At 65.9% G+C, this 21274-nt stretch carries 24 protein-coding genes; 9 read left to right on the top strand and 15 right to left on the bottom strand.

Features of this window, described 5'->3' with window-relative positions:
* The first annotated feature begins 20 nt into the window (after window positions 1–20).
* Window positions 21–458: a hypothetical protein gene (locus H7841_06135; GenBank protein ID MEO5336456.1), complete on the top strand. Its 438-nt coding sequence runs from the start codon at window positions 21–23 to the stop codon at window positions 456–458.
* A 95-nt stretch (window positions 459–553) separates the two neighbouring features.
* Window positions 554–1039 carry an RT0821/Lpp0805 family surface protein gene (locus tag H7841_06130; GenBank protein MEO5336455.1) on the top strand — a complete coding sequence of 162 codons (486 nt, stop codon included), beginning with the start codon at window positions 554–556 and terminating at the stop codon, window positions 1037–1039.
* A 6-nt stretch (window positions 1040–1045) separates the two neighbouring features.
* Here the strand turns inward: H7841_06130 and H7841_06125 are convergent, their stop codons facing one another.
* The 3 genes from H7841_06125 to H7841_06115 are packed head-to-tail and all read right to left on the bottom strand — an operon-like array spanning window position 1046 to window position 2983.
* Window positions 1046–1387, bottom strand: a complete 342-nt coding sequence (locus H7841_06125) for a YdbL family protein (GenBank protein ID MEO5336454.1) — start codon at window positions 1385–1387, stop codon at window positions 1046–1048.
* Window positions 1387–1581: a YnbE family lipoprotein gene (locus tag H7841_06120; GenBank protein ID MEO5336453.1), complete on the bottom strand. Its 195-nt coding sequence runs from the start codon at window positions 1579–1581 to the stop codon at window positions 1387–1389. The genes H7841_06125 and H7841_06120 overlap by 1 nt, the downstream gene beginning before the upstream one ends.
* A 1-nt stretch (window position 1582) precedes the next feature.
* Entirely contained in the window at window positions 1583–2983 is a 1401-nt protein-coding gene (locus H7841_06115) for a YdbH domain-containing protein (GenBank protein ID MEO5336452.1), read from the bottom strand.
* 74 nt (window positions 2984–3057) lie between these two features.
* Between H7841_06115 and H7841_06110 the strand changes: the two genes are divergently transcribed.
* The 3 genes from H7841_06110 to H7841_06100 all read left to right on the top strand — a co-directional run bounded on the left by H7841_06110 (window position 3058) and on the right by H7841_06100 (window position 6562).
* Window positions 3058–3768, top strand: coding sequence for a DUF4065 domain-containing protein (locus tag H7841_06110; GenBank protein MEO5336451.1), 711 nt, complete (start codon window positions 3058–3060; stop codon window positions 3766–3768).
* A 101-nt stretch (window positions 3769–3869) separates the two neighbouring features.
* Window positions 3870–5276 carry a DegQ family serine endoprotease gene (locus H7841_06105; GenBank protein MEO5336450.1) on the top strand — a complete coding sequence of 469 codons (1407 nt, stop codon included), beginning with the start codon at window positions 3870–3872 and terminating at the stop codon, window positions 5274–5276.
* Window positions 5273–6562 carry a replication-associated recombination protein A gene (locus tag H7841_06100; protein MEO5336449.1) on the top strand — a complete coding sequence of 430 codons (1290 nt, stop codon included), beginning with the start codon at window positions 5273–5275 and terminating at the stop codon, window positions 6560–6562. The genes H7841_06105 and H7841_06100 overlap by 4 nt, the downstream gene beginning before the upstream one ends.
* On the opposite strand, the gene H7841_06095 is transcribed toward H7841_06100, so the two are convergent.
* The gene (locus H7841_06095; protein ID MEO5336448.1) at window positions 6559–7116 is read right to left on the bottom strand and encodes a response regulator; all 558 of its coding nucleotides are present in this window, start codon (window positions 7114–7116) and stop codon (window positions 6559–6561) included. The genes H7841_06100 and H7841_06095 overlap by 4 nt on opposite strands.
* A 53-nt stretch (window positions 7117–7169) precedes the next feature.
* Complete coding sequence (locus H7841_06090) at window positions 7170–8558, bottom strand: Do family serine endopeptidase (protein MEO5336447.1); 1389 nt, start codon at window positions 8556–8558, stop codon at window positions 7170–7172.
* A gap of 168 nt (window positions 8559–8726) precedes the next feature.
* On the opposite strand from H7841_06090, the gene H7841_06085 reads away from it, so the two are divergent.
* The 3 genes from H7841_06085 (at window position 8727) to H7841_06075 (ending at window position 10647) form a co-directional block, all read left to right on the top strand.
* Window positions 8727–9521, top strand: a complete 795-nt coding sequence (locus H7841_06085; protein MEO5336446.1) for a GNAT family N-acetyltransferase — start codon at window positions 8727–8729, stop codon at window positions 9519–9521.
* Window positions 9518–10339, top strand: a complete 822-nt coding sequence (locus H7841_06080) for a 1-acyl-sn-glycerol-3-phosphate acyltransferase (GenBank protein MEO5336445.1) — start codon at window positions 9518–9520, stop codon at window positions 10337–10339. Before H7841_06085 ends, H7841_06080 begins: the two co-directional genes overlap by 4 nt.
* A 74-nt stretch (window positions 10340–10413) precedes the next feature.
* Window positions 10414–10647 (top strand): hypothetical protein, encoded by a 234-nt coding sequence (locus H7841_06075; GenBank protein MEO5336444.1) that lies wholly within the window; start codon window positions 10414–10416, stop codon window positions 10645–10647.
* Here H7841_06075 and H7841_06070 read toward each other — a convergent pair.
* The 10 genes from H7841_06070 to H7841_06025 all read right to left on the bottom strand — a co-directional run bounded on the left by H7841_06070 (window position 10613) and on the right by H7841_06025 (window position 19821).
* Window positions 10613–11224, bottom strand: coding sequence for a hypothetical protein (locus H7841_06070; GenBank protein ID MEO5336443.1), 612 nt, complete (start codon window positions 11222–11224; stop codon window positions 10613–10615). The genes H7841_06075 and H7841_06070 overlap by 35 nt on opposite strands.
* A 58-nt stretch (window positions 11225–11282) precedes the next feature.
* Window positions 11283–13184, bottom strand: coding sequence for a potassium transporter Kup (locus tag H7841_06065; protein MEO5336442.1), 1902 nt, complete (start codon window positions 13182–13184; stop codon window positions 11283–11285).
* 126 nt (window positions 13185–13310) lie between these two features.
* Complete coding sequence (folE, locus tag H7841_06060; protein MEO5336441.1) at window positions 13311–13949, bottom strand: GTP cyclohydrolase I FolE; 639 nt, start codon at window positions 13947–13949, stop codon at window positions 13311–13313.
* 96 nt (window positions 13950–14045) lie between these two features.
* Window positions 14046–14468 (bottom strand): Co2+/Mg2+ efflux protein ApaG, encoded by a 423-nt coding sequence (gene apaG / locus H7841_06055; GenBank protein ID MEO5336440.1) that lies wholly within the window; start codon window positions 14466–14468, stop codon window positions 14046–14048.
* Window positions 14469–14470: 2 nt separating this feature from the next.
* Entirely contained in the window at window positions 14471–15427 is a 957-nt protein-coding gene (locus H7841_06050) for a radical SAM protein (GenBank protein MEO5336439.1), read from the bottom strand.
* Window positions 15428–15514: 87 nt separating this feature from the next.
* The gene (locus H7841_06045) at window positions 15515–16210 is read right to left on the bottom strand and encodes an ABC transporter ATP-binding protein (GenBank protein ID MEO5336438.1); all 696 of its coding nucleotides are present in this window, start codon (window positions 16208–16210) and stop codon (window positions 15515–15517) included.
* Window positions 16207–16914, bottom strand: coding sequence for an ABC transporter ATP-binding protein (locus H7841_06040; GenBank protein MEO5336437.1), 708 nt, complete (start codon window positions 16912–16914; stop codon window positions 16207–16209). The genes H7841_06045 and H7841_06040 overlap by 4 nt, the downstream gene beginning before the upstream one ends.
* The gene (locus H7841_06035; protein ID MEO5336436.1) at window positions 16907–17791 is read right to left on the bottom strand and encodes a branched-chain amino acid ABC transporter permease; all 885 of its coding nucleotides are present in this window, start codon (window positions 17789–17791) and stop codon (window positions 16907–16909) included. The genes H7841_06040 and H7841_06035 overlap by 8 nt, the downstream gene beginning before the upstream one ends.
* A gap of 1 nt (window position 17792) precedes the next feature.
* The gene (locus tag H7841_06030; GenBank protein MEO5336435.1) at window positions 17793–18662 is read right to left on the bottom strand and encodes a branched-chain amino acid ABC transporter permease; all 870 of its coding nucleotides are present in this window, start codon (window positions 18660–18662) and stop codon (window positions 17793–17795) included.
* A 1-nt stretch (window position 18663) separates the two neighbouring features.
* Window positions 18664–19821, bottom strand: coding sequence for an ABC transporter substrate-binding protein (locus H7841_06025; GenBank protein ID MEO5336434.1), 1158 nt, complete (start codon window positions 19819–19821; stop codon window positions 18664–18666).
* 235 nt (window positions 19822–20056) lie between these two features.
* Between H7841_06025 and H7841_06020 the strand changes: the two genes are divergently transcribed.
* Complete coding sequence (locus H7841_06020; GenBank protein ID MEO5336433.1) at window positions 20057–21250, top strand: diguanylate cyclase; 1194 nt, start codon at window positions 20057–20059, stop codon at window positions 21248–21250.
* Window positions 21251–21274: the final 24 nt, after the last annotated feature.

Genomic DNA, 21274 nt, shown 5'->3' with positions numbered 1-21274 from the left:
GAAAAGGCTATAGAAGGGCCATGAAGTCTCGTGGCCTCGCCGTCGTTCTGCTGTCACTTATCGTTCTGGGGGGAGGGGCTGGCTGTGCCTTGCCGCCCTATGTCCACAATCCCGATGAGTTCAATCGGGATTCCGAGACCTTCAGGCAGGAGCCCGTCGAACGACGAAACGTCACCATCTGCTACAGCGCCAAGGCCACGACGCCCGAGGAAGTCCGTCGCATGGCCGGCGAGACTTGCGGCAAGCACGGAAAGACGGCGCGCTTCGTCCGCCACACCCGGACCAAATGCCCGGCAACTTTCGCAGCCGCCTTTTTTGCCTGCGACGGTGGAAGCGGTTCTTCCTGGACGGGAGCCCGGGCCGGCGGCGAGACGGCGACAGGGCCGTACAACTGGTCCTATTCCGGGCCTGGCGAGTCGCCCCTTCTGCCGCCAAGCCCGGACGAATCGGCGCGCTGACGGGCGTCTCTACGAAATTCCTTCGAGATTCGGCTCGATTCAGATAATATTAACCCCCGGCTCGTAAACCAGAATGGGATCGAGAGGAGTTGGCCATGAAGAAAGTCGTGGTTGCGGTACTGGCCCTTTCTTTGGTCGGATGCGCTACTGAAAACATGAAGGTGAATTCCAGCGGCCTGCTTGGCGCGGCTCTCGGCGGCGCCGCGGGTGGCTTGATCGGCGCCCAGTTCGGGGGCGGCATGGGACGCACCTTGATTATTACCGGGGCGGCTTTGGTCGGTGCCGGGGCGGGTTATGTGGTGGCTCGCCGCTTGGAATCCTCGGATTGGTCCATGCATGACGACGCCGCCAAGCGGGCCCTGAGCAAGGGCCGCGACGGCGAGGTGCACGGCTGGCAGAACCCGGCGACCGGGGCCAGCGGCATTTTCCGGCCGACCCGCAGCTACCGGATGCAGTCGGGCGAACTTTGCCGCGACTACCGCGCCACCCTGGCGGTGGGAGAGACGGTGGAATCGGGCGAAGGCACTGCCTGCCAAGGTAACGACGGCCTGTGGTACGCCATGGCCGATGAAGTGGGTTGAGGCGGGTTATTTCCGCCGCCACCCTCCCGACGTGTCCTGGATGAAGCCGCCCGGCGCGGTCATGTCTTGCAGGCGTGTTCCTGCCACCGCTTCGACGGCGGAACGGCTCGTGTTCTGTCTCCGGGCGATATCCTCGTAATTGGCGCGACGCTGAGCGTTGACGTCGTCCACCAGACTCTTGACGCTGGACGGTAGGCTCTTGACGGCGCCGACGTATCCGTCTGGTCGTTCCCCAACCAATCCCTGGCTCTTGGCGTCGCCCAGGCTCTGGGCGAAAGCGGGCAGGGAAAGAAGAAGGGCAATGGCGGCCGCCAGGAGGGGAAGGGTCCGTTTTGTGGTCTTGGCCATCAGAACAGCTCCTTCTTCTTCGTGATTAGGTCATCGACATCTTTCTCAAGCTTTACGCGGAGTTCGTGCTCGATCTTGATGTTCAGGTTGATGGTGATCGGCTTGTCGGGAGCCTCCACCGTTACCCGCGGTTCGCAGGCCGTCAATACCAACAGGCTTGCGGATGCCAGAATCCATTCCCGCATGCGGTCCATGTCAATTCGTTCCCTGGCGGACGAGGGCGTCGGCCAAGGCCTGAGGGAGCCGCCAACCCTCGAGCCCATGACGCAGGATGGCATCCAGCGCGCCGCCGATGTTGATGTTGAACTCGAAGGGGCGTCCCTCCAGCAATTCTGGATTTCTTCCCGCCAAACGGATGCGGGCCTGCCATTCCCCATCCGATCCCCTGTCGGCCGTCAGGCGCAGTTCCTCGTAATGGAAATTCTTGAGGGCCGACAGCATGAGACTAGCCCCTCCGCCGCCCGCTTGCAACGCGGCGGGTGGAGCGGGCGGCGCATAGTGCAGCGTGCCCGGAGACGCGGTCTCCAAGTTCCCATCCGCCACCACCAGACGACCGTGGTCGAGGGCGAAGGGAATGGTTCCCTGCAGTCGGCCATCCACGGCTGTGTGGGAAACCTGGAAGGCGTCCAGCAACGCCTGGGCGGAAACGCCGTTCAGGACGATTCTGCCTTCGTGCCGGCCGGGCTTGGGTGCCAGAAGCGTCATGGGGGCGACGGTAAAGGTCCCCTGGGCGGTTTGGACGGTCAGGCCGTCCAGGCGCACGTCATTAAGGGCGAGAAGACGCAGGCCACCCGCGATCTTCTCCAGCCGCAGGCCGCCCAGGTCGACGCTTCCATCGGCGAGGTCGATTCGCAAGTCTCCCTGTAGTCCCTTGGCATTCCAGCGCAAGGGTCCCTTGCCGGAGACGGTGGCCGTCAGGTCTTGGATGGCGGCGGCGTAGGCCGGGGAGATATCCCGGGGCTGAAGGCGGCCGGGGACGAAATGGACCGGCTTGAGCTCCAATTGCGCCGCGCCCTCGGTCCCGCTATGGCGACCGGAGAACTCCAGGGTTAACCGTGCCTCGGCCGCGTTCAGGCGGCCGAAGAAGTTCCATCCGTCGTCGCCGCGGTCGATTTTTCCGTCCAGGCGCAAAGGTGTCACGGCTGGGGACGCGCCTTCCAGCCGAAGGATGGCATCGTCCAGGACCAGGCTGTTGAGCGTCCACAATGAGTCTCCGCCGTCGGCCGCGGGGTTGGGCAGACCGGCCACCCTGATTCCCGAACCATCCGTGACGAGGGGCAGGTCGAGGCCGACCACGACCACCCGGTCCAGGACGCGGCGGCCGACGAGAATATCCCAGAGCGAGAAGTCGATCTCCAGACGACGGATGGAGGGGGCACCGGGCGCGAGGCGCAGGTCGGCGGCCGTCAGACGGCTCCATCCGATTCCGTCCAGACTCAGGGCGGCCTCGGGGAATCCGGCCCTGGCCAGGGCGGCCAGGGCGGCGCTCTCGGCGATTCCGGGCAGGCGGGGGGATAGGGTGGCGGCGCCGAAGGCGGCCAAGGCGATCAGCCCTGCCGCCGTTCCGAGAAGTCGCCGTCTTGTCCCCGTGGTCATCCGCTTCTCCCTTGCGCGAGGTGCATTCGACGATGGTATCATGGCGATCCTAAGGCAGGGACGACAGGATCGAGATGACGGCCGCCGTCAGGACAGCATTCGACATCGCCTTCTGGTTCGCCGACACGGCGCTGAATGCCAACGAGTATCTGCAGCCGCAGAAGCTCCATCGGCTGATGTTCCTGGCGCAAGCCTACTTCGCCGTGGTCTCGGAGGGACGGGCGCTGATGCCGGCGGTCTTCGTCGCCGACGAAATGGGGCCCATCGAACCCAATGTCTTCGCCGCCTTCTCGAAAGGACGGCCCGATGTCGATGCCGAGCTTTTCCTGCCCGAGGACGTGGAGACCTTTCTTTATAGTGTCTGGCGGCGTTTCGGCCATTATTCTGCCGACAAGCTGACCAAGATGACCAAGGAGATGCTGGCCTACAAGCATGCTTTCCAGCGGGGGCCGCGCAGCGAAATTCCCTTGGACGCCATGCGGCTGTCGGTGGCGCGGGCGGAACAGACGCCCGGCGTGCAGCAGGTGGTCAAGCCGAAGGTCTTCCGCACCCAGGATGGTCGCCCGGTCACCATCAAGGCATGGAAACCGCGGGCCGCCGATCCGGCCGAGGTGGTGGCGCGAGCCGAACCGGAAGGACAGACCGAGGAAGAGGCGATGCTCGCCCACCTGGGCTTGACCAAGCCCAAGCGCCCCAAGCAACCGCATCCTCCGGCCGCCCAGCCGGCCACCAAGGCCTGGGCGCCCAAGGTGATCCGCCGTCCGCGCCCTCCCGAAGGGGAGTGATGCGGACGGCAGGGCGAGCGGCACGCCTTCCCCCCATTGCTATTACGCCCCGGCGGGAGCGGTGCTAAGCTTCGGTCTCGTTCAGCCGAGGAGACTCCGCCGTGAGGAAGACCATTGCCATCGTCCTGGCCGCCCTGGCCATCGCCTTGCCGGCTGGCGCGCAGCAGCGCCAAGTGCCCATGGACCGGGCGGACGTCCAGTTGTCCTACGCGCCCCTGGTCAAGCGCACGGCGCCGGCAGTGGTCAACATCTATACGAAGAAGACGGTGCGGACCCGCCAGGTGGCGCCGCTGTTCGACGACCCCTTCTTCCGCCGCTTCTTCGGCGAGGACCTGGGGGCCTTGGGCCCGCCGCGCGAGAAGGTGCAGAACTCCTTGGGCTCCGGGGTTATCCTGCGGCCCGACGGGCTGATCGTCACCAACCATCACGTCATCGAGGGCGCCGAGGAGATCACCGTGGTGCTGGCCGATCGCCGCGAGTTCCAGGCCAAGCTGGCGGGTGCCGACGAGCGCACCGACCTCGCGGTGCTGAAGGTCGATTCCGGCAAGGAGCCCTTGCCCTATCTGGAACTGCGCGATTCCGACGACCTGGAGGTGGGCGACCTGGTACTCGCCATCGGCAATCCCTTCGGCGTCGGACAGACGGTAACCGGCGGCATCGTCTCCGCCCTTGCCCGCACCCAAGTGGGCATCTCGGACCTGGGGTCCTTCATCCAGACCGATGCCGCCATCAATCCCGGCAATTCGGGCGGCGCCCTGATCGCCATGGACGGCCGCGTGGTGGGCATCAACACCGCCATCTTCTCGAAGAACGGCGGCTACATGGGCATCGGCTTCGCCACGCCGTCCAACATGGTGCGCTCCGTGGTGTCCGGCTTGGCGGCCGGAGGCAAGGTGGTGCGGCCCTGGGTGGGGGTCGCGGGCCAGGCGGTCAACCCGGATTTGGCCGCCGCCTTCGGCTTGCCGCGTCCGACCGGCGTCTTGGTGGGCGAGGTCCATGCCGGCGGGGCCGGCCAGAAGGCGGGCCTGATTCCGGGCGATGTGGTTCTCGAGGTCAACGGCCGAGCCATCGACAATCCGCGCGAACTGCGTTTCCGCATCGCCACTCTGCCGGTGGGCGGGACGGCGCAGCTGCTGGTCTGGCGGCGTGGCGACCGCCTGACGCTGGCCCTGCCGCTGCTCTCCCCTCCCGAGGTGCCGGCGCGCGAGGAGACGGTGCTGTCCGGAGCCAGCCCCTTGGAGGGAGCGGTGGTCGCCAATCTGTCGCCGGCTCTGGCCGACGAGATGGGCCTGGACGAGGTGGGCGGCGGTGTCATTCTGCTCCGGATCAAGCGGGGCGGCACGGCGGCCCGCCTTGGCTTCAAGCCGGGGGACCGCATGGTCGAGATCAACGGTACCCGCATCGAATCGGTCAGGCAGCTCAAGGGGCTGTTGGGCGAGGGCGTGGCGCGCTGGAAGATGGCCATCCGGCGCGGCGACAAGATACTGGAACTGATGGTCGGGCGGTGAGCACGCTTTTCGAATCCCGGGCTCCCCGCCCCCTGGCCGACCGCCTGCGCCCCAGGGCACTGGACGAGGTGGTGGGCCAGGGGCACCTGTTGGCCGGCGACGGGCCCTTGGGGCGCATGGTGGCGAGCGGCAAGCTGGCGTCGATCATCCTCTGGGGCCCACCGGGTACGGGCAAGACCACCATCGCCCGCCTGCTGGCGGAACGCACCGATCTGCATTTCGAGCCGCTGTCAGCGGTCTTCTCGGGGGTGGCCGATCTGCGGAAGATCTTCGACGCCGCCCGCCAGCGCCGCCGAATCGGGCAGGGAACCCTGCTATTCGTCGATGAAATCCACCGTTTCAACCGGTCCCAGCAGGATGGATTCCTTCCTTATGTCGAAGATGGGACAGTGATTCTGGTGGGGGCCACCACCGAGAATCCGTCGTTCGAACTGAACGCGGCCCTGTTGTCACGTTGCCGGGTTCTGGTGCTCAATCGCCTGTCCGACGAGGCGCAGGAGGAACTGCTCGGCCGTGCCGAGGCGGCGGAATGCCGAAGCCTGCCCCTGGAGCCCGATGCCCGCGCCGCCCTGCGGGCCATGGCTGACGGCGATGGGCGCTACCTGCTCAACATGGCGGAGATTCTGTTCGCCCTGCCGCCCGCGCCGCTTCTTGATACGGCGGCACTCACCAAGGCGGTGCAGCGGCGCATGCCGCTCTACGACAAGGCCCAGGAAGGCCACTACAACCTGATTAGCGCGCTGCACAAGTCCTTGCGGGGCTCGGATACCGATGCGGCGCTCTACTGGTTCGCCCGCATGCTGGAAGGCGGTGAGGACCCGCGCTTCATCGCCCGGCGCCTGACCCGCTTCGCCGTCGAGGATGTGGGGCTGGCCGATCCAAACGCGCTGCCCCAGGCCATCGCCGCCTGGGAGGCCTACGAGAGATTGGGGTCGCCCGAAGGGGAACTGGCGCTGGTGCAATTGGTCGTCTATCTGGGCACGGCGCCCAAGTCGAACGCCGCCTACAAGGCGGCGGGGGCGGCGAAAAGGGCGGCGCGCGAGACCGGCTCGCTGATGCCGCCCAAGCATATCCTGAACGCGCCCACGCGGCTGATGAAGGATATGGGATACGGCGACGGCTATGTCTACGACCACGATACCGAGGAAGGATTCTCGGGCCAGGACTACTTCCCGGAAGGCATGGCCCGCCAACGGTTCTACCAGCCGGGCGAACGCGGCTTCGAACGCGAGATCGCCAAACGCCTCACCTACTGGGACGGACTCAGGAAGACGAGGAACGATTAGCCGTTCAGCAGCTTGTTGATTTCGTCCTGGCTGAGGGCCCCGGCCGATTCGCTGGAACTCGGCATTCCTTCCTTGCGACGTTCCGGGCCATTGTAGTTGCCCTTGATCTTGCGTCGGCGGTCGGGGCCGAAATAGCGCTTCGTGCGCACGAAAGGCCGGGGCTTTTCGATGATCTGCTGGATGCGGGCGAACAGGGCGCGGGCCGAGATGGGCTTGGCCATGAACTCGTTGACCCCGGCATCGCGGGCTTCGACCACCCGGTTCATTTCCGTGTGGCCGGTCAGCATGATGATCGGTACGAAAGGGTTGGGGCTGTCCTTGCCCGTGCGGACCAGGCGCACGAAGTCGAGTCCGTCCAGGGGTTCCATGTTCCAGTCGCAGATCACGATGTCGGCTGGGAAGGTGCGCATCTCGCGGAAGGCGTCGGCGCCGTCCTCGGCCTCGACCACGTTCTTGGCGCCCAGGGCGTGCAAGATCGTCTTCACCAGCATGCGCATGTGCCGGTTGTCGTCGACGATCAGGAAGTTCAAGCGTTCCAGATTGTAGGCCGCCATGGAGGCCATTCTACGGACAACGCTTCCGCAACGGAAGAGAAAGACGACCCCGGTCAGCGAACTACGATGGATAAGCGGGAACCGTTTCTTAGCACGGCCAGGGGTACCGGCCCTTCAAGGCGATCCACGGCGGCGGCCATCTCCAGCGGATTTCGCACCGGCTGGCGGTCCACCGCGACCACGATATCGCCCTGGGCGAGTCCGGCCGCCGCCGCCTTGCCGGCCGGGTCGATCTGCAGCACCAGGACGCCTTCCACGATGCCGAATCCGGGTGCTCCCGGCAGCAGGGGGGCGAAGCGGGCCCCGGCGAACCGGTAGACGGGAATGTCTCCGTCCTTGCCGGCTTTGGCGTCGGGCCGGGCGTCGGCGGCGGCCTTGCGCGCCCCGACCTTCATCACGGCCCGGAGTTCCCGGCCTCCCCTCAGGTAGACGACCTCCACCGCGTCGCCCACCCGCATCATGCCGACGCGGTTGCGTAAATCGCCGGCATCCTTGATCGGGCGAGCATCCAGCGCGATGATGACGTCGCCCTGTTTGAGTCCGGCCGCCTCGGCCGAAGTGCCTTTTTCCACCTTGGTGACCAGGGCGCCGCCATGTCGCGCCAACCCCATGGCTTCGGCGATCTCGGGCGTGACGTCCTGGATGGCGACGCCGATGATGCCGCGCCGTACTTGGCCGTTCTGGGCCAACTGGTCCATCACGGAGCGCGCCATGGCGACCGGCACCGCGAAGCCGATGCCGATGTTGCCGCCGCTGGGGCCCAGGATGGCGGTGTTGATCCCTACCAGTTCGCCCCGCGAATCGATCAGCGCGCCGCCCGAGTTGCCGGGGTTGATCGAGGCGTCGGTCTGGATGAAATCCTCGTAGCCCTCGATGCCGAGGCCGCTACGCCCCAGGGCGCTGACGATGCCCGAGGTTACCGTCTGGCCCAGGCCGAAGGGATTACCGATGGCGATCACCAGATCGCCCACCTGCAGGCTGTCGGAACTGCCGAAGGGCAGGGCCTGGAGGCGGTCTGCCTTGACTTGCAGCAGGGCGATATCGGTTTCCGGATCGCTGCCCACCAGCTTGGCCTTCAGGGCCCGGCCGTCCTTCAGGGTGACCGTGACGTCGGAGGCGCCTTCCACCACATGATGGTTGGTCAGCACGTAGCCTTTGGCGGCATCGACGATGACGCCCGAGCCGGCGCTCATGGAATCCCTTTCCTGACGCTCCGGGGCGCCGAAGAAGCGGCGGAAGAAGGGGTCCTGGTAGAGGGGGTTGCTATCGGCGGCCTCGCGGGTCGCCACCGAGATGTTGACTACGGCGGGCGTGGCCTTCTCGACCACCGGGGCAATGGTCAGCACTCCGCGCTTTTCGTCCAGCATGGGCAGGCCGGCCAGGGCGGGTAGGGCTGTGGCGAGAACGGCCAGGACGGCGAGAACAACGTGGAGTGCGGGCATGGGGGCGATCTCCCGAGGTGAAACGGCGCCTCCATGGTAGAGGCCTTGTCTCCGAACCGCAACGCGACGATCACAAATCCACAATGGAACAATAATCAAGAAGTTACGGTTTCAGGGAATGTATCTATGAGACGACTTTATGTTATCGCATCTGACGGAGGTGTATCCATGCAGTCCATGCGATTCGGGAACTTCGAGGTCCGCTTGGCGGAAACCGCCCTGGACCTGGATGCGGCACAGGCGCTCCGCTACCATGTCTTCTACGACGAGATGGGCGCCCGGCCGACGCCGGAAATGGAACGCCTGCGGCGCGACTTCGACCGCTTCGACGAACTTTGCGACCACCTACTGGTGATCGACATCGATCAGCGCGAGGCCTCGCCTTTCGTGGTCGGCACCTACCGCCTGCGGCGGCGTTCCGCCCTGGGACGCGGGCAGGGATTCTACACGGCCGGGGAATTCGACCTTGGGCCTCTGATGTCTTGCACCGGCGAGGTGATGGAACTGGGCCGGTCCTGCGTCCATCCCGCCTATCGGGGCGGGGCCGTGATGCAGATCCTCTGGCGCGGCTTGGCCGAGTACGTGTTCCGCCACGAGGTGGGCTGGATGTTCGGCTGCGCCAGCTTCCCCGGCATCGATCCGGCGGCCCACGCCCAGGCCTTCAGCTATCTGCACCATTGCCACCGGGCGCCGCGCCAGTTGCGGCCGAGCGCGCTGGGGCCGCAGGCGGTGGACATGGACCTGTTGCCGCGGCGCGATCTGGACGAGAAGGCGGCCAAGGCGGCCCTGCCTCCCTTGGTCAAGGGCTATCTGCGGTTGGGTGGAATGGTCGGCGAAGGTGCGGTGATCGACACGCAATTCAACACCATCGACGTTTGCGTGGTTGTCGAGACCGCCCAGGTTACCGGGCGCTACCTCAAGCACTACGCCAGCCGTCCGACGGGCGAGGAGGCCCGGCCGTGACCAGGGTCCTGCGCCGTGGGGCGCTGTTCCTCGGCCTGACCGGTCTTCTATTGCCGGTCTACCTGGCGGTGCTTCCTTTCGGCGCCCGGCGGCGTGTCGCCGCGCTCTGGTTTTCCGGCTGTTGCGACATCCTGGGGATTGCGCTCCGGGTTTCCGGCCGGCCGTCGGAGGCCGCCGGAACGCTCTACGTTGCCAACCATGCCTCCTACCTGGACATCCTGGTGCTGGGGCGGTTGCTGGACGCCGCCTTCGTCGCCAAGGCCGAGGTGGCCCGCTGGCCCTTGTTCGGGATTATCGCCCATCTTGGGGGAACGGTCTTCGTTTCCCGGCGCCGTGCCGCCGCCGGCAAGGAAAGCGAGCGGATGGCGGCCCGCCTGTCGGGCGGCGAGCGTCTCGTCCTGTTCCCGGAAGGTACCAGCAGCGACGGCAATCGGGTTCTGCCCTTCCGCAGCGGCCTGTTCGCGGCGACCGAAGGGCGCCGGATGGTACAGCCGGTCTCTCTCGCCTACACCCGCCACGGCGACGGCCGGCCCCTGGCGGCCGAAGACCGTCCGGCCTTCTCCTGGTTCGGCGACATGGAGCTCCTGCCGCATCTGATCGGCGTCCTGGGGCGCGATGGCGTCGAAGTGGAAGTCCTGTTCCATCCGCCCGTTGCGGCATCCGCCTTCGCCGACCGCAAGACCCTGGCCGGCCGCTGCGAGGCGACGGTTGGCGGTGGCCTGGACGACCTGCTGGCCGGCCGGCGGCGCGGCGCGGCCTTATTGCCCGGCGAACGGCCGGTGGAACCTTGTACCTCAGGGATATACGCCATCGGTTGAAAGGGCTGTTGCCGACATTCCGCGAATCCCCCTAACATGCGTTCGTCGACGGAACGTTAAATGTCGGGGATGCGATGAGCCATATCCTGCCGCAACAACAACTGCTTCTGGAACTTCTGACCATGTCGGGGGATATCGCGGTCGCCGACGACATCAAGGGGACGATTCTTGAAAGGACTCTGGAAGAGTGCCGCCAGAACGGGTGGGTCACGACCAAGGTCTTCGGCGCCGGGTTCAACAAGACCAGCATCACATCGACCGGTCGGGATATGGTTAGGCGCGGGTGGTCGGGGGGGGCTCCCCCATGAGTGCCGCAGCCAGCAGCAGGGCCGCGGCGATCTCGAAAGCCGTGATGGCCCACAGCATATAGGCGATGCGCCGCCCCGAAGGCGTCATGTTCAGCCAGACCCGGTCCATGTACCAGCGCCAGGGTCCCAGCCAACTCCAGCGCCGCCACAGGCGGAAGTATCCGTGCAGGGCGTGGCCCCAGGGGACCAGGCTGCGGTCGACCTCGGGGGCACGCTCCGCCCGCTCGGATTCCGGCAGGGCATCGTAGTCGTCGGTGACGATCAGGCGTCCGCCGCCGGTGGGGCCTGCCTCGATTTGCAGCAAGGTACGGGCTTTCAGGCCGGCATCGTAGCGGAGAATGACGGTGTCGCCATCCCGTTCCACGGCGATGGCCGTATCGATGGCATGGCCGTTCGACAAGTTCCTCGCCACCAAATGCAGGCCGTCGGCGCCATCGGGTTCCAGGGTCTGGATTTCCAGCATCGGGTTGATGCGGATCAGGCGCTCCGGGCTGGCCAGAACCTTCAACTCGTCTGGGGAAAGGGGAGTGTCGACGCTTATCCTGGCTGCGTCCGAAAGGTACCGGAATTCGCTCATCGTTCCAGAAGGGAGATCTCGATACCGGCCAACGAGTCATTGCGAGGGGTGACCGGCATCATATCTCCACCTGGGTTCCCATCTCTACCACGCAGTTGTGGGGCAGGTGGAAGAAATCCATGGGCGTGGCCGCCATACGCGACATCCAGGCGAACAGGCGTTCGCGCCACATCACCATGCCTGGTTGCGGACTGGGGACCAGCATTTCGCGGCTGAGGAAATAGGAAGTCGCCAGCGGCACGAAGAAGAACCCCAGCTGTGCCTGATGGGCATGCATCAGCGTGCGGGTGATGTTGGGTTCTTCCATGAAGCCGTAGCGGATGACCAGGCGGCGGAAGCCGTTGTCCAGGTCTTCCGACACGATCCGGCGTTCTTCGGAAACGGTGGGCACCTCCTCGATGCGGGCGGTGAGGAAGACCACCCGTTCGTGCAGCACCTTGTTGTGCTTGAGGTTATGCAGCAGTGCCGGGGGGACCGCCTCCGGCGTTCCGGTGAGAAACATGGCGGTGCCGCTGACCCTGGGGATGTTGTTCGACAGGGTCTTCAGGAAGTCTTCCAGGAGCAGGGCGTCCCGCCTCAATCGGCGGTTCAGCAGAGCGCGGCCCTTCTTCCAGGTGGTGAGGAGCAGGAAGACCACGGAAGCCACCGCCAGCGGAAACCAGCCGCCATAGGGAATTTTCAACGAGTTGGCGGAAAACAACGCCAAGTCGACGGCGGCGAACAGGACGATGAAAGGCAGAGCCTTGCGGGGGCTCCAATTCCAGATCAGCAGCATAACCATGCCGATGAGGACGGAGTCGATCAGCATCGTTCCGGTGACCGCCACACCGTAGGCGGCGGCCAAGTTGCTGGAGGTGCCGAAGCCGAAGACCAGCGCCGCGACGGCGATCATCAACACCCAGTTGAGGAAAGGGATGTAGACCTGCCCGATCTCGCTTTCCGAGGTATGGATGATGTTCATACGCGGCAGATATCCCAGCTGGATGGCTTGGCGGGTCACCGAAAAGGCGCCGGAGATGACCGCCTGCGAGGCGATCACCGTGGCTGCCGTCGCCAGCCCCACCAGGGGCAGCAGTGCCCATTGCGGGGCCATGAGGAAGAAGGGATTCTCGATGGCGCCGGGAGTCTTCAGAAGCAGCGCCCCCTGGCCGAAGTAGTTGAGCACCAGGGCGGGCAGTACCAGGATGTACCAGCCCAGCCGGATGGGCAAGCGGCCGAAATGCCCCATGTCGGTATAGAGCGCTTCGGCGCCCGTCACCGCCAGCACCACCGAACCCAGGGCGACGAAAGCGGTCCAGGGGTGGGCTAGGACGAACATGAAGGCGTGGTGCGGACTGATGGCGGTCAGGACATAGGGCATGGCGGCGATATTGCGGACCCCCAGTACCAGCAGGACGAGAAACCAAAGCGTCATCACTGGGCCGAACAACTTGCCCACCGTCCCGGTGCCATGCTTCTGGATGGCGAAGAGCGAAATCAGGATGGCGATGGTGATCGGGATGATGAAGCGGCCCAGTTCGGGCTTGGCGACCTCCAGGCCTTCGACGGCGCTGAGCACCGAGATCGCCGGGGTGATCATGGAATCGCCGTAGAACAGGGCGGCGGCGAAAATACCCAATGCCGCCACCACCGGCCCCAGGTCGGGCCGCTTCTCCACCGCCTTGCCGACCAGGGCCAGCAGCGCCAGGCTGCCGCCTTCGCCGCGGTTGTCGGCACGCATCATCACCGTCACGTATTTGATCGTGACGATGCTGGCGATGGTCCAGAAGACAAGGGACAGGATGCCCATCATGTGCAGCCTGTCGATGGGAAGGGGATGCGGCCCGCCGAAGGTTTCCTTGATGGCATAGAGCGGACTGGTGCCGATGTCGCCGAACACCACGCCGATGGCGGCGAACATGAGGCCGACGGCGCGGCCGGCGTTGGACTCGGGAGAGTCCTCCTGGGAGGGCATGGTCATGGGAAAAGGGAGCCTATGTGGCGGAAGCAGAGACGTCCTTGCCGGTCTCGATGCGGCCGGAACTCTAGCTCCATTCCCTTCCGAAAGGAAGCGCCATGTCCGTCACACTACGGATATTCACATTATTCAGACTAGCCCCCCATTGCCCCCACGCGGGCTGCCGATGGCCGCCATGAACTCGCGCCGGGTCGAGGAATTGTCGCGGAAGGCGCCCAGCATGCGGCTGGTCACCATGGTGACGCCCGGCTTGTGGACGCCGCGCGTCGTCATGCACTGGTGCGCCGCCTCGATGACCACGGCCACGCCTTCCGGCTGCAGGATATCGTTCAGCGTGTTGGCGATCTGGGCGGTCATCTTTTCCTGGATGGTCAGACGCTTGGCGAAGATTTCCACCAGACGGGCCAGTTTGCTGATGCCGACCACCCGGCGGTGCGGCAGGTAGGCGATGTGGGCGCGGCCGATGATCGGCGCCATGTGATGCTCGCAGTGGGATTCGAAGCGGATATCCCTCAGGAGGACCATCTCGTCGTAGCCGTCCACTTCCTCGAAGGTGCGCTTGAGGTGCTCGACTGGATCGGCGGCGTAGCCCTGGAAATACTCCTCATAGGCCTTGACTACCCGTGACGGCGTATCCCGAAGGCCCTCGCGGTCCGGGTCGTCGCCGGCCCAGCGGAGCAGCACCCGCACCGCCTCCTCCGCTTCCGCGCGGCTGGGCAGAGCGACGCCGGAAGGGTTCAGCACGCCTTCGGCATCGACGACGGTCAAGGTCTTCTTTGTGGGGGGCACGGAAGGTCTCCTGAAGAAAGGGGAGGCGATAGACTTCGCTTGATGTGGGGAGGTCCCTTCCGATTTCAACCCGTTCTAATGAACCTGCCGCCGTTCATGCGGGCTATCCAGGGAGAAGGCGGGAATGGCCACTTCGATGGGCTGACCGCTTTCCGTGGTCATGCCGTAGGTGCCGACCATGATGCCCGACGGGGTCGGCAAGGGGGTGCCGCTGGTGTATTCGAAGGACTCGCCGGGCGCCAGGGTCGGCTGTTCGCCGACCACGCCGTCGCCATGGACCTCGCGCACCGTGCCGCGGGCGTCGGTGATCTTCCAGTAGCGGGTGAGCAGGCGGACCGGGCCGCTGCTGTGGTTTTCGATGCGCACGTGGTAGGCCCAGACGAAATGCTGGGCCTCGGGGTCCGACTGTTCGGCCAGGTAGGAAGGCTCGACGGACACGGTGATGCCGTGGGTGGTCGAGACGTAGGGCGATGCTGTCTGCAATTGCTGGAGAGGCATGGTCACACCGAACAGGCCCCACGGCCCAGCGCACAGAAGCTGGCACAGTGGGGATGGTTGAGGGAGACGGCCTGGGCCGAGCCGGCAAGCTCGGACCCCAGTTCGAAGCGGGGATCGTAGGGCAGCAGGGTGCAGGGCACGACCACCGGACGGTCGGCACCCTTGCGTTTGATGACCATGCGCGAGGTGGCGCACATCATGCTGTCGGGGGCGACGCCCAAGATATCCCAGCATTGCACCGAGACTTCAGGGACGTCCTGGGTCGCATCCATCTCGGGGAACAACACCAGCCGGCGTGGATCGGTAACGTCGATGGGGATGCCCAGGTGGGCGAACAGTGCCGCGTAGCCGGCGCGCAGAACGTCGGGCGCCTCGCCCCAGCCGGTGCGGGCCGCGACGGCCAGGGAAAGACCATTACCAGCCATCCACCTGATATTTTCCAGCATCTTGTCCCAGGAGCCGTCGCCCCGGTTGGCCTCGTGCCCTTCAGGGCTCGGGTGGTCGATGGAAACCCGAAGCGTCAGCCGGCCGGGAAACCTCTCGTTCAGGGCCTTCACCGCTTCGCGGCGGAACCGGAAGGGCTGCATGGCGTTGGTCAGCACCAGGACGCGGAAGCCGCGCTCCAGCGCGTCTTCCAGGATGGCAAGGATGTCCTTGTTCATGAAGGGCTCGCCGCCCGTGAGCCCGATCTCCTCGACCGGCAGGCCGCAAGCGGCGATCTCGTCCAGATAGGTCCGGACCTCGGTCGCCGACAGAAACGGCAAACGGTCGTTGGTGGGACCCGATTCCATGTAGCAGCCGTGACAATTCAGATTACACAGACTGCCGGTATTGAACCAGACGCACCGCAGGCGGGTGAGCGCCACCACAGCCCGATCCTGGCCCTTGGCGGTCAGCCGGGGATCGCGGAACTTGGACGGATCGAGCGGCCGCCGCTGGACGGCCCGGTTGCTGGGCATGGGTCGCCTTTCCCCTGTTTCACCCCTGTATATTTATCCCGGATCGTCGCCGGGCACCAGTTCACAAATCCGTCAGTCCGGCGCGCCCTAAACTCCCAAATATCTCAGATGGACGTCCGGACGCGCAGCCAAGTCGGCGGTCGATCCATCCCAGACGATGCGGCCCTTTTCCAGGATGGCGCAGCGGTCGACCAGCCCCAGCAAGGTCTCCAAATCCTTGTCGATGACCAGGATCGCCAGGCCGGCCGCATGCAGACGGCGCAGCACCGCCCAGATCTCCTCCCGCACCAAAGGTGCGAGACCCTCCGTGGCTTCGTCCAGAATCAGTAGCCTCGGATGGGTGGTCAGGGCGCGGCCGATGGCCAACATCTGTTGCTCGCCCCCGGACAGCCTGCCGGCCGGGTGATGGCGCCGTTCCGCCAAGCGCGGAAAGAGGCCGAGCACCGCTTCCCGCGTCCATTCCCCGCCGGGCCGGGCTGCCACCGCCAGGGTCTCGTCGACGGTCAGGTTGGGGAAGATGCCTCGCCCCTCGGGCACCAGGCCCAGGCCCGAGCGGGCACGGCGGAAGGGAGGGGCGGCCGTGATGTCCTCTCCCAACCACCGCACAAATCCCCGGCGCGGGTGCGTCAGGCCCATCAGGGCGCGCACCGTCGTCGTCTTGCCCATGCCGTTGCGCCCCAGCAGGGCTACCGCTTCCCCCGCCGCGATGAGCAGGTCGACGCCGTGCAGGATGTGGCTTTCCCCGTAGTAGACATGCAGGCCCCGGGCTTCCAGAAGGGTCATGCCGGATGCCCCAGGTAAGCCCGCTGCACGGCCGGGTCGTTGCGCACCGCCGCCGGATTGCCGGTGGCGATGGCCCGGCCGTCCACCATCACCGTGACAGTATCCGCCAAGGCGAAGACGGCATCCATGTCGTGTTCGATCAGCACCAGGGTGCGGTCGCCGGCGAGTTTTTTCAGCAGGGCGGTGGTGCGAACCGATTCCTCGGCACCCATGCCGGCCAGGGGCTCGTCCAGCAGCAGCAGGCGCGGCCCGGCGGACAGCATGAGGGCGATTTCGAGCTGACGGGCGGCACCATGGCTGAGGCGGTCGGCGCGCACCTCCGCCAGGTCGCCCAGATCGCAGAGATCGAGGGCCGCACGGGCCCGGCCGATGGCGTCCCGCCCGCCGCCCGCACCGAGGCAACAGTTCTCCAGGCAGGTGGCCTCGGCGAAGAGGCTGGTACGCTGGAAGATACGTCCCACCCCCAGGCGGGCGATGCGGTAGGGCGGCAGGCCGGCGATGTCGCGGCCTTCCAGGAGGACGCGTCCGGCCGTCGGGGCGAGGTGGCCGGACAGCAGATTGACCAGGGTGGTCTTTCCGGCGCCGTTGGGGCCGATCACCGCGTGGACGCGGCCGGCTTCGACACGCAAGGACAGATCCGCGACCGCATGCAGGCCGCCGAAGGCACGCGAAAGGCCCACGGTTTCCAGCAAGACCTCAGCCATGATGCCTCCGCAGGCCCGCCAGGCCGCGCGGCAGCAAAATCACCGCCAGGATGACGAACAGCCCCATTCCCAGCATCCAGTGGGCGGTGAGATCGGACAGGACTTCCTCCAGCAGCACCAGGGCGGCGGCGCCAATAGCCGGGCCGTACAAGGTTCCCTTGCCGCCCAGGATCACCATCATCAGCGCCAGGCCTGACAGGCGCCAGTCCAGCAGCCCCGGCGACACGTATTCGGCCTGATAGGCCATCAGCCATCCGGCCAGCCCGGCCACCGCCCCGGCGATGACGAAGGCGGCGAGTTTCAGACGGTAGGTGGCGTAGCCGAGCGAGGCCATGCGTGCCTCGTTCATCCGGATGCCGGCCAGCTTGCGGCCAAAAGGGGATCGCACCACCCAGGCCAGCAGCCCGTAGCCGGCGGCGAGGACGGCGACGCTGAACAGGTAGAAGGCGGCGGCATCCTTCACCAGGAGGGGGCGGGCATCGATCAGCAGCCCGTCGGACCCGCCCAGGACGGAGGCCCCCTGGACGAAAGTGAAGGCCATCTGGGCGAAGGCCAGGGTCGCCATGATGAAGTAGACTCCCGATGCCCGGAGGCAGAGTGCGCCGATGACCAGTGCCGCCAGACCGGCGGCGGCCACGGCGGCGGGCAGGGAGGCGAAGCCCGGCGGCAGCAGGGCGGCGGCGTAGGCGGCCAGGCCCAGGTAGGCGGCATGGCCCAGGCTGACCAGGCCGACGGTGCCGACCAGCAGATCGAGGCTCATGGCGAACAGCGCCATGGCGGCCAGCTTGGCACCCAGGGTGAGCCCGAACTCGCCCACCGTGAGCGGCAGGGCCAGCAGCAGGGCGAGAATCGCACCGTGGATCGCCGGGGCGCGCACCTCAGGTCCCCCGGGCAAACAGGCCTTGCGGCCGCCAGACCAAGGCCGCAGCCATCAGGCCGTAGACGAAAAGGCCGGCGGTCTCGGGCAGAAGGGTCTTGCCGAAGGAGTCGGCTAGGCCGATGGCCATGGCGCCCAGGAAGGCGCCCTTGACGGAGCCGATGCCGCCGATGACCACGATCACCAGGCAGAGCACCAACACCTGCTCGCCCATGCCGGGCGCCACCGACTCGATGGGGGCGGCGAGCATTCCGGCCAGGGCCGCCAGCACCGCACCGGCACCGAAGACCAGGGAGAACAGGCGGTCGGTGTCGATCCCCAGGGCTCCGGCCGTCTCGCGGTCCGCGGCGGCGGCGCGGATGGTCATGCCGAGGCGCGTCCGGCGCACCACCCACGCCATGCCGCCGGCCAAGGCCAAGCAGGCCGCGGACAGGAACAGGCGATAGATCGGATAAGACAGGGTCTCGGTAAGCCGGACGGTGCCCCGCAGTATCTCCGGCACCGGCACCGAATGAACGTCGCTTCCCCACAGCATGCGTTGCAGTTCGTTGAGCACCAGGATCAGCCCATAGGTCAGCAGAACTTGCTTCAAGTGGTCTTGGCCATAGAGGAAGGAGACCGCAAAGCGCTCCACCGCCAGTCCCAGGGCGAAGGCGATGGGAATGCCCAAGGCCACGGCGCCTCCCAGGCTGCCGGTCTTCGCGGTCAGCCAATAGGCCAGATAGGCGCCGATCATGTAGAAGGACCCGTGGGCGAGATTGATTACGCCCATGATGCCGAACACCAGGGTAAGACCGCTCGCCACCAGGAACAGCAGAATGCCGTACTGGACGCCGTTCAAGGCCTGGATCAGGACGAACGAGGCGTCCATGTCACATCTTGCAGCCGGTGCCCGGATCTTCCAATTGGGCGTGGGCGATGCCCAGGACCTTGTTGCGGCCGCCTTCGACCTGCCGCAGGTAGAAGTCCTGGATCGGGTTGTGGGATTTGGACATGTGCCAGACACCGCGCGGCCCCGAAATCTCGGCATCCTCCATCGCCTGGATGAGGTCCTTGGTGGCGCCGGTATCGCCCTTGACCGTGTCCAGGGCGCGATAGAGCAGGGTTCCGGTATCCCATCCCTGAACCGCGAAGACATCGGCCATCCGGCCGGTGGTCTTGCGGAAGTCGCCCAGGAACAGGCGATTTTCCGGAGAATCCAGGGTCTCGGCCCAATGCAGCGCGGTGACGATGCCTTCGGCGTGGTTGCCGACCGCGTCCAGCACGCCCTCCGTCAGAAAGCCGGTGCCATAAAGAGGGATCTGCTTGCGATCCAGAGCCGTGTCGTAGTCGCGAATGAACTTGACCGCGCCCGAGCCGGAGAAGAAGGCAAAGACGGCGTCGGGCTTCAGGGCCGCGATGCGGGTCAGCACCGGCTGGAATTCGGCGTCGGGAAAGTCGACCCAGAGTTGCTCCACCGGGTCTGCGCCTCCTGCCTTACGGAAACTCTCGCCGAAAGCGGCCATCATCTCCTGGCCGGCGGCGTACTTCCAGGTCAAGGTGACAACGCGCCTATGGCCGCGCTTCAGCACCTCGGCACCCATGGAAAATCCGGTTTGCCAATTGCTGAAAGAAGTACGGAAGACGTTCCGCAGGCAGGCGCCGCGCGTCAATTCGTCCGCCCCGGCGTTGGGACAGATCATGATGGTCTTGGGCGACTTGGCCATCACCTTGGTCATGGCGAGCGCGACGCCGGAATGCACCGGACCGACCACGAAATCGACATCCTTGCCCTTGACCAATTTCGTGGCGTTGTCGACGGCCTTGGAGGGATTGGCCTCGCTGTCGACCTTGTGGAGTTCGTATGTCCGGCCGCCCAGCTTGTCGCCGGTAGCCTTGAGCCGCATCGTCAGTCCGCTGGTGATGTTCTCGCCCAGCTGGGCGTAGACCCCGGTGTAGGGCAGCATGATGCCGATCCGGACCGGCGCCTCGCCGCCGATAGCAAACCGCGACGGGACCCAGGCGGCGGCGGCACTTGCCGCGGCGCCCATCAGAAAACGCCGGCGCGCCGGCCTGTTCGGCTGTCTCGGATGCATGGCGATCCTCCCCGGAGCATATGCCGCGCATCTTAGGGAGGATGGTCTCCCCTGTCATCCGTGAATGAGGGGAAATTCCCGAGCGAAAATGCGACAGCAGGTAGATGTACGGGCTTAATAAACCAGGGCCGCGATGTTACACTCACCGTACGGGGTCATTTTCGATGATTGTCCGTGGGGGGGGGGAAGCATGACGGTAAGTCGCCGGGCGAGCGCGTTCCTGATCGTCGGTTTCGGGGCGATCCTGGCCTGCATGCTGGGGGCGCTCTACATCGGCGTCCAGCACCTGGAGGTTACCCGCCAGGCTTGGCTGCGGGACGCCGCTTTCCGCGAAAAGGTCCGGGCGGCTTTCGTGATGCGGGAGGCGGTGCGCGAACGTTCCTTCCGCTTGGCCTTCGCCACGACATTTCCAGACTTTTTCGACCGCGACTCCCAGCAGGAACATTTCCGTGAAGCGGCCAGCGTCTTCGTGCGGGCTCGCGGCGAGTTGCAGAACTTGATCCTGACGCCCGAGGAGGCCGATGCCCTGCGTTCCCTGGAGGGCACCATCACCAAGGCGCGTCCGGTTGTCGACGAGGCCATGGCGCGGGTCGTGGAAGGGGGGGGCAACGGTGAGATCCAGGCCCAGGTGGAAGCCGGCCTCAACGGCCAATCCAAAATCATCGAATCCCTGAACACCTTCGTGAAGGTGGTTGAGGATTCGTCGCTGCGCGAGGCCGCCGCCGCCAGCCGGGCCGTGGAACAGACCCAGCGCAAGATGATGGGCCTGAGCACCGGTGCGGTCATCCTGGCGATCGTCATCGGGATTTTCGTGGTGGCCCGGGAGTCCAGGACTACCCGCGAACTGGCCGCGAATCGCGACATGCTGGCCAAGCTGTCGACGACAGACGCCTTGACCGGCATCGCCAACCGTCGGCGCTTCGACGAAGTCTTCGAACTGGAATGGACGCGGGCCATGCGCAGCGGGGCGCCCTTGTCCCTTATCCTGATCGATGTGGACCACTTCAAATGGTATAACGACGAATACGGCCACGCCATGGGCGACCAATGCCTGGCGGCGGTCGCCAAGGCGATGTCGGCCCTGGTCGTCCGTGCCACCGACTTGGCGGCGCGTTACGGCGGCGAGGAATTCGCCTGCGTCCTGTCCAACACCGACAACGCCGGCGCCCTGGTGGTGGCAGAAAAGATCCGCGAGGCGGTGGCCGCCCTGGAAGTCGAGCATAAGAAATCGTCGGCTGCCGATCATGTCACGATCAGCATCGGCGTCGCCACCGTCCGGCCGAGCAAGATGGATAATCCGAAGGATTTCTTCGAGCGGGCCGACCAGTGTCTCTACAAGGCCAAGGAAAGCGGGCGCAACCGGGTGGTGGGCTGCTTGGCCTGATCGGGGATGGATTCCGCAACGGGG

Source organism: Magnetospirillum sp. WYHS-4 (genome assembly GCA_039908345.1).
Lineage (GTDB): Bacteria > Pseudomonadota > Alphaproteobacteria > Rhodospirillales > GLO-3 > JAMOBD01.
Note: the sequence above shows the minus strand (reverse complement) of the source record. Positions and strands in the feature narration are given on the sequence as shown.

Bases quoted from the DNA above. Each gene is read 5' to 3' on its own strand.
- H7841_06135 (MEO5336456.1), top strand. From the start codon at position 21: ATGAAGTCTCGTGGCCTCGCCGTCGTTCTGCTGTCACTTATCGTTCTG.
- H7841_06130 (MEO5336455.1), top strand. From the start codon at position 554: ATGAAGAAAGTCGTGGTTGCGGTACTGGCCCTTTCTTTGGTCGGATGC.
- H7841_06125 (MEO5336454.1), bottom strand. From the start codon at position 1,387: ATGGCCAAGACCACAAAACGGACCCTTCCCCTCCTGGCGGCCGCCATT.
- H7841_06120 (MEO5336453.1), bottom strand. From the start codon at position 1,581: ATGGACCGCATGCGGGAATGGATTCTGGCATCCGCAAGCCTGTTGGTA.
- H7841_06115 (MEO5336452.1), bottom strand. From the start codon at position 2,983: ATGACCACGGGGACAAGACGGCGACTTCTCGGAACGGCGGCAGGGCTG.
- H7841_06110 (MEO5336451.1), top strand. From the start codon at position 3,058: ATGACGGCCGCCGTCAGGACAGCATTCGACATCGCCTTCTGGTTCGCC.
- H7841_06095 (MEO5336448.1), bottom strand. From the start codon at position 7,116: ATGGCGGCCTACAATCTGGAACGCTTGAACTTCCTGATCGTCGACGAC.
- H7841_06090 (MEO5336447.1), bottom strand. From the start codon at position 8,558: ATGCCCGCACTCCACGTTGTTCTCGCCGTCCTGGCCGTTCTCGCCACA.
- H7841_06085 (MEO5336446.1), top strand. From the start codon at position 8,727: ATGCAGTCCATGCGATTCGGGAACTTCGAGGTCCGCTTGGCGGAAACC.
- H7841_06075 (MEO5336444.1), top strand. From the start codon at position 10,414: ATGAGCCATATCCTGCCGCAACAACAACTGCTTCTGGAACTTCTGACC.
- H7841_06070 (MEO5336443.1), bottom strand. From the start codon at position 11,224: ATGAGCGAATTCCGGTACCTTTCGGACGCAGCCAGGATAAGCGTCGAC.
- H7841_06065 (MEO5336442.1), bottom strand. From the start codon at position 13,184: ATGACCATGCCCTCCCAGGAGGACTCTCCCGAGTCCAACGCCGGCCGC.
- apaG (MEO5336440.1), bottom strand. From the start codon at position 14,468: ATGCCTCTCCAGCAATTGCAGACAGCATCGCCCTACGTCTCGACCACC.
- H7841_06050 (MEO5336439.1), bottom strand. From the start codon at position 15,427: ATGCCCAGCAACCGGGCCGTCCAGCGGCGGCCGCTCGATCCGTCCAAG.
- H7841_06045 (MEO5336438.1), bottom strand. From the start codon at position 16,210: ATGACCCTTCTGGAAGCCCGGGGCCTGCATGTCTACTACGGGGAAAGC.
- H7841_06040 (MEO5336437.1), bottom strand. From the start codon at position 16,914: ATGGCTGAGGTCTTGCTGGAAACCGTGGGCCTTTCGCGTGCCTTCGGC.
- H7841_06030 (MEO5336435.1), bottom strand. From the start codon at position 18,662: ATGGACGCCTCGTTCGTCCTGATCCAGGCCTTGAACGGCGTCCAGTAC.
- H7841_06025 (MEO5336434.1), bottom strand. From the start codon at position 19,821: ATGGGCGCCGCGGCAAGTGCCGCCGCCGCCTGGGTCCCGTCGCGGTTT.
- H7841_06020 (MEO5336433.1), top strand. From the start codon at position 20,057: ATGACGGTAAGTCGCCGGGCGAGCGCGTTCCTGATCGTCGGTTTCGGG.